We start from the raw sequence: 12,492 nt of genomic DNA on the forward strand, positions 1-12,492 counted from the left end.
ACCCGGGATGGACACCCGGGATGTCAGGCCCGCATGCGGCGCGCCGCCGCCACCATGTTGACCAGCGCCGCCTCGGTCTCGGCCCAGCCGCGCGTTTTCAGGCCGCAATCGGGATTGACCCACAAATTGGCCGCCGGAATCACCTGCGCCGCCTTGCGCAGCAGGCGCTCGATGGCGTCCGTGTCCGGCACCGCCGGCGAGTGAATGTCGTACACCCCCGGCCCGATCTCGTTTGGATAGCGATACTGCCCAAAGCCATCGAGCAGCGCCATGTCCGAACGGCTCGTTTCGATCGTGATCACGTCGGCGTCGAGCGCGGCGATCTGCGGCAGGATGTCGTTGAACTCGGCGTAGCACATATGCGTATGGATCTGGGTGTCGTCGCGCGCCGCGCCGGCCGTGATGCGAAACGCGCGCGTGGCCCAGGCCAGGTAATCGTCCCAGCGCGCGCGCCGCAGCGGCAAGCCTTCGCGCAGGGCCGGTTCGTCGATCTGGATGATGCCGATCCCGGCCGCCTGCAAGTCGGCCACCTCGTCGCGCATGGCCAGCGCGATCTGCAGCGCGGTCAGCGCGCGCGGCTGGTCGTCGCGCACGAACGACCATTGCAGGATGGTCACCGGCCCGGTCAGCATGCCCTTGACCGGGCGCGCCGACAGGCTCTGCGCGTGCACCGACCACTGCACCGTCATCGCGCGCGCCCGCGCCACGTCGCCATACAGCACCGGCGGCTTGACGCAGCGCGAGCCGTACGACTGCACCCAGCCGTACTGCGTAAACACAAAGCCGTCGAGCTGCTCGCCGAAATACTCGACCATGTCGTTGCGCTCGGCTTCGCCATGCACCAGCACGTCGAGGCCGATGGCTTCCTGGCGCGCCACCGCGTGCGCGATTTCGGCGCGCATCGCGCTGTGATACTGCGCCAGCGGCAGGGCCCCGCGGCGAAACGCGGCGCGCGCGGCGCGAATCGCCGCCGTCTGCGGAAACGAGCCGATCGTGGTGGTCGGATACGCCGGCAGGCGCAGGCGCGCACGCTGCACGGCCTGGCGCGCGGCAAACGGGGCGGCGCGCCGGTCGGCCCCGGCCGGCAAGGCGTGCACCCGGGCCGCCACGGCGTCGCTATGGACGCGGGTGCTGCGCGCGCGGCCGGCAATCGCGGCGCGCGCCTCGCTCAGCTGCGGCGCATCGTCGCCGCGCAAGGCGGCTTTCAGGGTCGCCAGTTCAGCCAGCTTTTCGGTGGCAAACGCCAGCCACGAACGCACTTCGGGGTCGAGCGCGCTTTCGTCGGCCAGGCTCAGGGGCACATGCAGCAGCGAACACGAGGGCGCCAGCCAGAGCTCGCCGCGTTTGTCGAGCAGCGGCGCCAGCACGGCGATGGCCGCGTCGAGATCGGTGCGCCAGATGTTGCGCCCGTCGACGATGCCGACCGACAGCACCTTGGGCAGCGCCAGCCAGTCGCACACGCTGGTCAGTTCGTGGGCCGCGCGTACGCCGTCCACATGCAGGCCGGCCACCGGCAGGCGGCAGGCCAGGCCGAGGTTTTCTTCCAGCGGTGAAAAATAGGTCGCCAGCATGATGCGCGCGCCGGACTGCGCCAGCAGCCAGTAGGCGATTTCGAAGGCGTTGCGCCATTCCTGCGGCAAGTCCAGCCCGAGGATCGGTTCGTCCACCTGCACCCATTCCACGCCCTGGGCTTTGAGGCGTATCAACAGGGCCGTGTAGACGGGCAGCAGCTTCTCCAGCAGGCTCAGGCGGTCGAAACCGTTCGCGCGCGCCGTGCCCAGCCACAGGAAGGTGAGCGGACCGATCAGGCTGGCCTTGACCCGGTGGCCGAGCGCCTGCGCCTCGGCCACTTCCGCCAGCAGGCGCTCGGCGGCCAGCGTGAACGCGGTGTCCGGGCCGAATTCGGGGACCAGATAATGATAGTTGGTGTCGAACCACTTGGTCATGTCGAGCGCATGGCTGCCGGCCTGTGCGCCATGCGGGTGGGCGCAGCAATCGGCGTGCTCGCCGCGCGCCATCGCGAAATAGCGCGTCAGCGGCGTGGCCGCGGTGTCGAAACCGAAGCGCGCCGGTTCGCAGCCGAACAGCTGGATGTGGCCGGCAACCTGGTCGTACAAGGCGAAGTCGCCCACGGTCACCAGTTCCAGCCCGGCCTCGGCCTGCAAGGCCCAGTGGCGCGCGCGCAAGGCGGCGCCGGCCGCTTCCAGCCCGGCCTCGCCGATCTCGCCGCGCCAGAAGGCTTCGAGGGCGGTTTTCAGTTCGCGGCGCGCGCCGATGCGGGGGAAGCCAAGTACGTGAGTGTGCAGCGTTTTCATGATGTCATCGAGATTTCATTGTTGGTGTGTAAAGTTTGCGGCAAAGTGTCATATAATCAAAACGAAACCTTTTGCAGTTCCGCATGAAAAATTTTCATTGACCGAGACCATGCTAGAACTTCGACACCTGCGCACGCTCACCGCCTTGCGCTCATCCGGCAGCCTGGTGCGTGCCGCCCAACTACTGAACCTGACGCAATCGGCCCTGTCGCACCAGATCAAGCTGATGGAGGAGCGCTACGGCGCCCCCCTGTTCGAGCGCAAGTCGCTGCCGATCGCGTTTACCGCCACCGGCATGCGCCTGCTGGCGCTGGCCGACGATGTCTTGCCCGAGGTCGAGCAGGCCGAACGCGACGTGGCGCGCCTGTCGCAGGGCGACAAAGGCCAGTTGCGCGTGGCGCTCGAATGCCATACCTGCTTCGACTGGCTGATGCCGGTGATGGACGCCTTCCGCCAGCGCTGGCCCGACGTCGAAATCGACCTGGTGTCGGGCTTTCACAGCGAGCCGATCGAACTGCTGCGCAGCGGCCAGGCCGACCTGGTGATCGGTTCGGCGGGCGGCCCCGAGTACACCGTATTCCCCCTGTTCCGCTTCGAAATCCTGGTGGTGCTGGCCCAGAAACACCGGCTGGCCACCCAGCGCCGCCTGGAAGCGGCCGATTTTGAGGGCGAAACCCTGATTACCTACCCGGTGCCGGAACAGCGGATCGACCTGATCCGTGAAGTCTTGCGTCCGGCCAATGTACGCTTCGAACGCCGCACCGCCGAGCTGACCGTCGCCATCCTCCAGCTCGTCGCCAGCCGGCGCGGCCTGGCCGCACTGCCCAACTGGGCCATCAAGAACTACGTCGATTACGATTACGTGCTGTCGCGCCCGGTGGGCGAGTTCGGCCTGTGGAGCGACCTGTTCGTCTCGGTGCCGCCGGCGCTGGCCGCCAAGGCCTACGTGAGCGACTTCGTCGGCGTGATCCGCGAACAATGCGCGCGCACGCTCGACGGCATCACCTTGCTTAGCTGATATTCAGGCGGGGTAATTTGCGGCTGCACGGCAATCCCCGATTGTTTTTAGTAAATAAGCTGATAAGATTGATTTTGCTCAAACTCGAACGGAATCTGGAAAACTAAGATGGAGGACTTTGTCACGCTATGTGCTGTCAAAGCCTGTTCATCTGAAAAGGGAAACCATGTTTTCAAGTTCTGACCCATTTTTCCGCTCCATGCGGGAATTGTTCGACGCCCACGCGGGCATGCTTGAACGCAGCGTCCATGCAGGCATGGATGCTTGTATGTCCGCAGCGGAAGTCAATGTCGATTCGATAAGAACCCTGCTCGCCACGGCCACCGTCGCAACCCGGCAGTGGCACTGCGCGGGCGGCGCCAGCAACTGGCTGACCCCGGTTCCGCGCGATGCATGGCAGTTAGCATTTTTCGGTCGGCCCCAACTGGCCGCGCCGCCGGCCGGAGCAGCGCCGGCAACGGCGACCGGCACCGGGACAGCCTAGTGCAAGGCCGCTCACTTGAAACCCCACTGGCCACAGCGCCAGGCAACAGCACATCGGAGATTCACATGGAAGACGTCGTAATCGTGGCCGCTGGCCGTACCGCAGTCGGCAAATTTGGCGGCGCACTGGCGAAAATCCCCGCCGCCGAACTGGGCGCCCACGTCATCAAGCACCTGCTGGCGAAGATCGATCTCGATCCGGCCAAAGTGAACGAGGTCATCCTCGGCCAGGTGCTGACCGCCGGTGCCGGCCAGGGTCCTGCGCGCCAGGCCGCCCTCAAGGCCGGCTTGCCCGACATGGTGCCGGCGTTTACCGTCGGTAAAGTCTGCGGCAGCGGCCTGAAGGCCACCCACCTGGCGGCCCAGGCCATCAAATGCGGCGACGCCGACATCATCATCGCCGGCGGCCAGGAAAACATGAGCGCCTCGCCGCACGTGCTGCCCGGCTCGCGCGACGGTTTCCGCATGGGCGACACCAAGCTGGTCGACACCATGATCGTGGACGGCCTGTGGGACGCCTTCAACCAGTACCACATGGGCGTGACCGCCGAAAACGTCGCCAGGAAGTATGACGTCTCGCGCGCCGAGCAGGACGAATTCGCGCTGCAGTCGCAACTCAAGGCCGAGGCCGCGCAAAAGGCCGGCAAGTTCAAGGATGAAATCATTCCCTTCGAAATCGTGTCCAAGAAGGGCACCGTCGTGTTCGACACCGACGAGTATCCGAAGCACGGCAGCACGCTCGAATCGCTGGCCAGCCTGCGCCCCGCTTTCGACAAAGCTGGTACCGTTACGGCCGGCAATGCGTCGGGCCTGAACGATGGCGCCGCCGCCGTGATCATGATGTCCGCTTCCAAAGCCAGGGAACTGGGCCTCAAGCCGCTGGCGCGCATCAAGGCCTATTCGTCGGCCGGGCTGGACCCGACCATCATGGGCATGGGTCCGGTCTCGGCGACCAAGCTGTGCCTGCAAAAAGCCGGCTGGAAGCATGAAGACGTGGACCTGATGGAAATCAACGAAGCCTTCGCCGCGCAAGCAGTTGCCGTCAACAAAGAGATGGGCTGGGATACCAGCAAGATCAACGTCAACGGCGGCGCGATTGCACTGGGGCACCCAATTGGTGCGTCGGGCTGCCGCGTGCTGGTGACCTTGCTGCACGAAATGATCCGCCGCGACGCCAAGCGCGGGCTGGCCAGCCTGTGCATCGGCGGCGGCATGGGAGTTGCTTTGGCAGTGGAACGCGACTGAGCCGCGTTGCGCGCAAGCGCAATGGGGTAACACGGAGCGACAATGAACGCAGCCGGGCACGACCCGGCGGCGCTCGAGCGGAGCACGGGCGGTTCCAATCCCGCCCCCGCGATTTGGTTGGAGTTGGTGTATAAAAACAGGAGAAGACAACATGGCTAGAGTTGCATTAGTGACCGGCGGTATGGGCGGTTTGGGCGAGGCGGTCTGTTTCAAACTGGCCGCTCTCGGGTATCGGGTCGTCACCACGTATTCCCCTGGCAACAAGAAGGTCGACGAATGGCTGGCGACCACCAAGGACATGGGTTACGACTTCAAGGCGTATGAGTGCGACGTGGCCGACTACGATTCGGCGCAGGCGTGCGTGGCCAAGATCGCCGACGAAGTCGGCCTGATCGACGTGCTGGTCAACAACGCCGGCATCACGCGCGACATGACGTTCAAGAAAATGGACAAGCCGAACTGGGACGCCGTCATGGCGACCAACCTCGACTCCGTTTTCAACATGACCAAGCCGGTGTGCGATGGCATGGTCGAGCGCGGCTGGGGCCGCATCATCAATATTTCGTCGGTGAACGGGCAGAAGGGCGCCTTCGGCCAGACCAACTATTCGGCCGCCAAGGCCGGCATGCACGGCTTCACCAAGGCGCTGGCGCTGGAAGTGGCGCGCAAGGGCGTGACCGTCAACACCATTTCGCCAGGCTACATCGGCACCAAGATGGTCATGGAAATCCCGAAAGAAGTGCTCGACACCAAGATCATCCCGCAAATTCCGATGGCGCGCCTGGGCAAGCCGGAAGAAGTCGCCGGCCTGGTCGCCTACCTGTCGTCGGACGAAGCCGCTTTCGTTACCGGCGCCAACATCGCCATTAACGGCGGGCAGCACATGTCCTGACCGCCGCACACCAGTGGCAGGAACCGAAAAGCACTGCCTGCGGGCGGTGCTTTTTTTCACCAGGGATGCTTGATGACCTTGCGCTCACGCGCGTCGTTCTCAAGCACTCTGCGCAGCGCCTCAAGCAACTGCGCCTCAAGCAACTGATCGCCGATGACCGACCACAGGAACACCACCGACTTGAATACCACGTCCACGCTCACCTTCAGGCTCGCGACCGAAGCCGACATCGCCGCCATGTCGGCCATCCGCCTGGCCGTCACCGAAAACCGCCTGCGCGACCCGGGCCGCATCACCACCGCCATGTACCGCGACTATCTGGGGCGCCTGGGCTGCAGCTGGGTGTGCGAGGACGACGGTGTCATCGCCGGCTTTGCCAGCGCCGACCGCGAACAAGGCTCGATCTGGGCGCTGTTCATCGACCCGGCGCGCGAAGGGCAGGGCATCGGCAAGCGCCTGCTGGCGCTGGCGGTCGACGACCTGTTCGAACAGGGTCACACGCAGATCGTGCTCTCGACCAGCGCCGACACGCGTGCCGACATCTTTTATGAATCGCAGGGCTGGGAGCGCGGCAAGATGAAAGACGATATCGAAGTCCAGTATTCGCTGCAGCGGGCGCGCGAGGTGCCGCCGTCGGCCGACAATCTGTACGAGGCCAGCGTGCCGGTGTTCCGGCGCTACCTGGGCAAGCTGCGCGCCATGCTGGTGCTGGCCGAAGCGCATCCGCAAGGCGCCGCGCTGCTCGAAGCGCGCCTGGCGCCCGGCATGCTGACCCTGGCCGTGCAGGCCGAGGTGGCGGCCAATTTCGTTGTGCGCGCCTGCGCCCCGCTGGCCGGCAGCGCCTTGTCGGACAGCGGCGCCTTTCCCGCCAGCGTGCAGCGCGACAGCGGCAAGTTCCCGGCCACGTACGACGGCCTGCGCCAGCGCATCGACTTCGTGCTCGGTTTCCTGGACGCGCTCACGCCCGCGCAGTTCGACGGCGCCACCAGCCGCATGATCAGCGACCGCGCCGGCGAAGCGCTGGTCACCCTGGCCGGCCAGCCCTTCCTGCTGCAGTACGCGCTGCCGAACTTCTTTTTCCACCTGAGCGCCGCCTACGCCCTCCTGCGCCACAACGGCGTTGCGATCGGCAAGGCCGATTTCGACGGGTTTCATGTCTACACCGGCGCCTGAGGCGGCGGCGCTGCTGCACGAACTGCTGCTGCGCGGGCTGTGGAGCACCGTCATCGACGAAGCCGCGCCCGACGCTTTGCCGCGCCACGGCGGCGCGGTGGCGCGCTTGCTCGCCGCCGGCGTCGACCCGCACGATCTGGTGGACGTTATCCGCGAGGCCCAGGTCGACACCATCTACAACGTGGCGCAGCTGATCGACTGGCCGGACGAGCACCTGGCGCCGGATGACGCGTGCGAGGTGCGCCTGGCAGCGAGCCTGGCCGGCGCCGCGCCGCAGCCGCTGTCCGAGCTGCATTCCTGCCTGATGGCGCGCGACCCGAGCGGGCGCGCGGGCGAGCCGCGTTCGCCCGAACAGCGTCAATACGCCATGCTCGACGCCGGCGTGCGCGCGCAAATCGCCGCCCTGAGCGGCGCGCGCAAATGGTCCGCCGCCGCCGTCCTGTGGAAGCGGCACGCGGGCGGCGACCTGAAAGCCGCCCTGGCCGCGGTGCAGCGGCTGGCCGTGCGCGCGGGATAGGGCGCCCACCGCCGCGATTGCAGCGGCGCGCCATTGCGCTACAATCGACTGTCAACCACAAGAGGACTCCCATGCCCGCCATCCCGACCTGCCTGTTCCCGCCGATCCAGCCGACCCGGCACGGCATGCTGCAAGTCGATGCGCTCCATACGATCTACTGGGAGGAAGTGGGCAACCCCAAAGGCATCCCCGTGCTGTTCCTGCACGGTGGGCCGGGCGCGGGCCTGTCGCCCCAGCACCGGCGCTTTTTCGACCCGCAGCAGTACCGCATCATCCTGTTCGACCAGCGCGGCGCCGGCAAATCGACTCCGCTGGGCGAATGGCGCGACAACACCACCGACCTCCTGATCGGCGATATCGAGACCCTGCGCGCGCAGTTCGGCGTGGACAAGTGGCTGGTGTTCGGCGGCTCGTGGGGCTCGACCCTGGCGCTGGCCTACGGCGAAGCGCACCCCGAGCGCTGCCTCGGCTTCATCCTGCGCGGGATTTTCCTGTGCACCACCGCCGAAGTGGACTGGTTCCTGCACGGCGTGCGCTGGTTCTACCCGGAGCTGTACGACGAATTCGTGGCCCCGATACCCGAAGCCGAGCGGGCCGACCTGCTCAAGGCCTACACCGCGCGCATGCTGTGCGACGACCCGGCCGTGTACTGGCCGGCGGCGCGCGCCTGGAGCCGCTTCGAAGGACGGCGCGTGTTCCTGCTGCCGCAGCCCGAAGACAGCGCGTCCGACACGCTCGACCTGGGCGTGGGCCGGCTCGAATCGCACTACATGGCCAATGGCGGCTTTTTGCGCGAGGACCAGCTGGTGCAGGAAGTCGGCCGCATCGCGCACCTGCCGTGCGTGATCGTGCAGGGCCGCTACGACGTGATTTGCCCGCCGCTGTCGGCCCACCGCCTGCACCAGGCCTGGCCGGGTTCGCGCCTGCGCATGGTGGCCGACGCCGGCCATGGCGCGCTGGAAGCGGGCATCGCCAAGGCGCTGGTGGGCGCCACCGAGCAGTTCAAGCGCAGCGGGCGCTTCGATTAGCGACGGCAGGGGTGGCCCTGCTACACTAGCGGCTGTGCATGCATAACCACGATACCAGCGCCCTATGAACCTCCAGCTCACCGATATCGGCCACGTCATCCAGCTGGCCATTGCGCCGGTGTTCCTGCTCACCGGCGTGTGCACCAACCTGATGGTGCTGACCAACCGCCTGGCGCGCATCATCGACCGCTCGCGCGTGCTGGAAGACCGCCTCGACATCGCCTACCAGGACGCCTACATGGATGAACTGGATGTGCTGTACCGGCGCTGGCACCTGATTAACTACGCCATCGCACTGAGTACCGCCTGCGGCCTGCTGGTCTGCCTGGTCATTGCGCTGCTGTTCCTGGGCGATACCACCAACGTCCCGCTGGACCAGTACATCGCCGGCCTGTTCGTGATCGCGATGCTGTGCCTGATCGGCAGCTTCGTGTACCTGCTGGTCGAAATTTTTGTCGCGTCCAAGACGCTGCGCTCGCGCCGCCACGTGCGTCCGCCCGGGTCCCAGCCGAATCCACACTAACAGATTGAGTTTTCTTATGCACGATTATCAACGTCCCCCGACCCTGTACCGCTACGCGCCGCGCGCCGAACTCGAAGCCGCGCTGGCCCTGGGGCAGTTTCGCCTGGTCCCGGTCAACAACTGCCTGACCCTGTCGTTTTCGCAGGCCTGGGACAAAGCCCTGTTCGAGGTGTTCTCGCCGGCCGACTGCTGCCTGGTGATCCACAATACCGAGGAATTCGGCGAGCGCCTGCACCGCGCCGTGCAGCGCACCTTGCCAAGTTGGGCCGGGATCGACGGCGCCGTCGAATACGGCGTGCGCGCGGCCCTGGGCGCGGCCTTCACCAAGAGCAGCGCCGAAGCGGAAGAACGCGAATGGCAGTTCGCCTGGCGCGCCATGGCGCCGCAAATGAGCTTGAATCCCGTGACGGTCAAAATCGGCAGCATCGAAAGCTTCGCCGAACTGCGCGAGCCGCACAGCTACCAGGCCTAGCGGCCCGTCTTAGTTACCGGGACTGTCGCCCCGTTCGAGCCGCGCCAGCACCGCTTTCATCATGCGCTCGATGTCGGAGCGGATGATGTTCGCGCCCAGCATGCCGGGCACGTAGAACTTCGGTACCAGCTTGCCGCTGTAGACGATGCGCGTGCCGCCCGTCTCGGGCACCGGGACCAGCTCCCAGCGGCACTGGTAGACGCGCATGTCGCCCGTGACCAGGCTGATGTCGATGGTCGTCATCGGCTCCTCGCTGGCCTGCACGATCAGGTGGATGTCGCGCCGGATGAACAGGAAGCTGGCCACCCCGAACTGCTCGATGATGGCCTTGTTGCCGGTGCGCGAAAGGACCTTGGACGTCTTCAGGTCCGGTACGAACTCGGACATGCGGTCGTAATTGGTCAGCACCTTCCATACCGCCGCCGGCGACGCCTTCACTTCGCCGCTGGACGAGACCTCGAACACATGCTGGTCGGCCATATCGACACGCTTGACCGATACCTCCAGCCTGGATTGGGCCAGGACGGGCTCGGAACAGGCGAGAAGGCAACAAAATAGGATTCGGGGAAACATGAGACCCAGCCTACGGGAAAGCGGCGGGCCTGACAAGGAGCGCGCTCAAGCGTGCGCGGCATGGCCCGCGACCTGCCGGCAAAGATTAGAACCCGGCATCTACAGAAGTAGGTTGTAATGTCGTCTCGCCATGCAGTGCCGACGCTCCGTCTTTACGCCTGAACCCAACCGACCATGACAAACCAAGCCTATCCCCACCTGCTCGCGCCCCTGGACCTCGGCTTTACGACCCTGCGCAACCGCGTCATCATGGGCTCGATGCACACCGGGCTGGAAGACCGCTTCTTCAACTACGGCAAGCTGGCCGCCTTCTACCGCGAGCGCGCAAAGGGCGGCGTGGGGCTGATCGTCACCGGCGGCATCTCGCCCAACCGCCAGGGCTGGCTGCTGCCGTTCGGCGGCACCCTCAATTTCGCGGGCGACGTGATCAACCACCGGCGCGTCACCAAAGCGGTGCACGAGGAAGGCGGCAAGATCCTGATGCAGATTTTGCACTCGGGGCGCTACGGCTACCAGCCGCTGGTCGTCTCGGCGTCGAACGTGAAGTCGCCGATTTCGCCGTTCAAGCCGCGCGCGCTGACCGAAAGCGGGATCGAAGCGACCATCCGCGACTACGCGCGCTGCGCCAAGCTGGCCAAGCGCGCCGGCTACGACGGCATCGAAGTGATGGGCAGCGAAGGCTACCTGCTCAACCAGTTTCTGTGCGCGCGCACCAACCTGCGCCAGGACCGCTGGGGCGGCAGCATCGAGAACCGCATGCGGCTGCCCATCGAAATCATCAAGCGCATCCGCCTGGCGGTGGGTACGGACTTCATCATCATGTACCGCCACTCGCTGCTCGACCTGGTCGAAGGCGGCAACACCTGGGACGACGTGGTCAAGGTGGCGCACGCGCTGGAAGGCGCCGGGGTCACCATCCTCAACACCGGCTACGGCTGGCACGAGGCGCGCGTGCCGACCATTGTCACATCGGTGCCGCGCGCGGCCTTTGCCAGCGTGGCCGGGCGCCTGCGGCGCGAAGTGAAAATTCCGGTGGTGGCCTCGAACCGCATCAACATGCCGTTCGAAGCGAACGACATCATCGCACGCGGCGACGCCGACATGATCTCGATGGCGCGCCCGTTCCTGGCCGACCCCGACTTCGTGGCCAAGGCGGCGGCCGGACGGGCCGACGACATCAACACCTGCATCGGCTGCAACCAGGCCTGTCTCGACCACACCTTCTCGAACAAGCGCGCCAGCTGCCTGGTGAACCCGCGCGCCTGCCACGAGACGGAGCTGGTGTACGCGCCTACGCGGCGCGCACGCAAGGTGGCGGTGGTGGGCGCCGGTCCGGCGGGGCTGTCTGCGGCGACCGTGGCGGCCGAATGCGGGCACGCGGTGACCCTGTTCGACTCGAGCGACACGGTCGGCGGGCAATTCAAGATCGCCATGCAAATCCCGGGCAAGGAAGAATTCGCCGAGACGATCCGCTATTTCTCGCGCAAGCTGGAGCTGACCGGCGTGACCGTGCGCCTCGGTGAGCGGGTCACGCGCGAAGCGCTGCTCGCTGGTGGTTTCGACAACGTGATCGTCGCCACCGGGATCAAGGTGCGCATGCCGCCGATCGAAGGAATCAAGCATCCCAAGGTGCTGTCGTACATCGACGTGTTACAGAACAAGGCGCCGGTGGGCAAGCGCGTGGCGATCATCGGCGCGGGCGGGATTGGCTTTGACGTGGGCGAGTATTTGCTGCACAACCCCGCGCACCCGCTGCCGCTGCCGGTGGCCGATTGGGCTGGCGAGTGGGGCGTCGACCTGGAAGCGACCACCAGCGGCGGGCTGGTGGCGCCGCACGCCGCGGAACCGGTGCGCCAGCTGTTCCTGATGCAGCGCAAGGCATCCAAGCTGGGGGCGGGGCTGGGCAAGACATCCGGCTGGGTGCACCGCGCGACCCTGAGCAGGAATGGCGTGGTGATGCTGGCCGGGGTCACGTACAACAAGATCGACGACCACGGGCTGCATATCACGGTGGGCGGGGAAGAGCGCCTGATCGCGGTCGATAACGTGATCATCTGCGCTGGGCAGGACAGCTTGACCGAGCTGATGCCGGAGGAAGGCGCGGCGGCCAGTGGCGGCCCGGTATTCCACAAGATCGGCGGCGCGGCGCTGGCGGCCGAGCTCGATGCCAAGCGGGCCATCAAGGAAGGTGCGGAACTGGCGGTGAGCCTGTAAAAAAATTTCACCCCCACCCGGTGTCAGACCTGACACCGG

At 66.1% G+C, this 12,492-nt stretch carries 13 protein-coding genes; 10 read left to right on the forward strand and 3 right to left on the reverse strand.

The features are described from left to right. Positions 1–23: 23 nt before the first annotated feature. Positions 24–2,315 (reverse strand): 5-methyltetrahydropteroyltriglutamate--homocysteine S-methyltransferase, encoded by a 2,292-nt coding sequence (metE, locus tag F2P45_RS14245; RefSeq protein WP_166875991.1) that lies wholly within the window; start codon positions 2,313–2,315, stop codon positions 24–26. A 109-nt stretch (positions 2,316–2,424) separates the two neighbouring features. Here metE and F2P45_RS14250 point away from each other — a divergent pair, with 109 nt between their 5' ends. The 4 genes from F2P45_RS14250 to phbB all read left to right on the forward strand — a co-directional run bounded on the left by F2P45_RS14250 (position 2,425) and on the right by phbB (position 5,953). After that, positions 2,425–3,333, forward strand: coding sequence for a LysR family transcriptional regulator (locus F2P45_RS14250; protein ID WP_166875993.1), 909 nt, complete (start codon positions 2,425–2,427; stop codon positions 3,331–3,333). A gap of 118 nt (positions 3,334–3,451) precedes the next feature. Beyond that, positions 3,452–3,817, forward strand: a complete 366-nt coding sequence (locus tag F2P45_RS14255; RefSeq protein WP_166875996.1) for a hypothetical protein — start codon at positions 3,452–3,454, stop codon at positions 3,815–3,817. Between the two features lie 65 nt (positions 3,818–3,882). After that, positions 3,883–5,061, forward strand: a complete 1,179-nt coding sequence (locus F2P45_RS14260) for an acetyl-CoA C-acetyltransferase (protein ID WP_166875999.1) — start codon at positions 3,883–3,885, stop codon at positions 5,059–5,061. 151 nt (positions 5,062–5,212) lie between these two features. Then, positions 5,213–5,953, forward strand: coding sequence for an acetoacetyl-CoA reductase (phbB, locus tag F2P45_RS14265; protein WP_166876002.1), 741 nt, complete (start codon positions 5,213–5,215; stop codon positions 5,951–5,953). 56 nt (positions 5,954–6,009) lie between these two features. Here the strand turns inward: phbB and F2P45_RS14270 are convergent, their stop codons facing one another. After that, positions 6,010–6,150, reverse strand: coding sequence for a hypothetical protein (locus tag F2P45_RS14270; protein ID WP_166876004.1), 141 nt, complete (start codon positions 6,148–6,150; stop codon positions 6,010–6,012). Here F2P45_RS14270 and F2P45_RS14275 point away from each other — a divergent pair. The 5 genes from F2P45_RS14275 (at position 6,134) to F2P45_RS14295 (ending at position 9,666) form a co-directional block, all read left to right on the forward strand. Continuing rightward, positions 6,134–7,126, forward strand: coding sequence for a DUF1993 family protein (locus tag F2P45_RS14275; protein WP_166876007.1), 993 nt, complete (start codon positions 6,134–6,136; stop codon positions 7,124–7,126). The genes F2P45_RS14270 and F2P45_RS14275 overlap by 17 nt on opposite strands. Continuing rightward, on the forward strand, positions 7,107–7,643 hold the full coding sequence (locus F2P45_RS14280) for a hypothetical protein (RefSeq protein ID WP_166876010.1): 537 nt from the start codon (positions 7,107–7,109) through the stop codon (positions 7,641–7,643). The genes F2P45_RS14275 and F2P45_RS14280 overlap by 20 nt, the downstream gene beginning before the upstream one ends. Positions 7,644–7,714: 71 nt before the next feature. Next, entirely contained in the window at positions 7,715–8,671 is a 957-nt protein-coding gene (pip, locus tag F2P45_RS14285; RefSeq protein WP_166876013.1) for a prolyl aminopeptidase, read from the forward strand. A 64-nt stretch (positions 8,672–8,735) separates the two neighbouring features. Then, positions 8,736–9,194 (forward strand): DUF2721 domain-containing protein, encoded by a 459-nt coding sequence (locus F2P45_RS14290; protein ID WP_166876016.1) that lies wholly within the window; start codon positions 8,736–8,738, stop codon positions 9,192–9,194. Between the two features lie 16 nt (positions 9,195–9,210). Next, positions 9,211–9,666 (forward strand): hypothetical protein, encoded by a 456-nt coding sequence (locus F2P45_RS14295; RefSeq protein ID WP_166876019.1) that lies wholly within the window; start codon positions 9,211–9,213, stop codon positions 9,664–9,666. Between the two features lie 9 nt (positions 9,667–9,675). On the opposite strand, the gene F2P45_RS14300 is transcribed toward F2P45_RS14295, so the two are convergent. Next, positions 9,676–10,146, reverse strand: coding sequence for an SRPBCC family protein (locus tag F2P45_RS14300; protein ID WP_229505084.1), 471 nt, complete (start codon positions 10,144–10,146; stop codon positions 9,676–9,678). 267 nt (positions 10,147–10,413) lie between these two features. Here F2P45_RS14300 and F2P45_RS14305 point away from each other — a divergent pair, with 267 nt between their 5' ends. Then, entirely contained in the window at positions 10,414–12,453 is a 2,040-nt protein-coding gene (locus F2P45_RS14305) for an NADPH-dependent 2,4-dienoyl-CoA reductase (RefSeq protein ID WP_166876025.1), read from the forward strand. Positions 12,454–12,492 lie beyond the last annotated feature (39 nt).

Source organism: Massilia mucilaginosa (assembly GCF_011682145.1).
Lineage (GTDB): Bacteria > Pseudomonadota > Gammaproteobacteria > Burkholderiales > Burkholderiaceae_D > Telluria_A > Telluria_A mucilaginosa.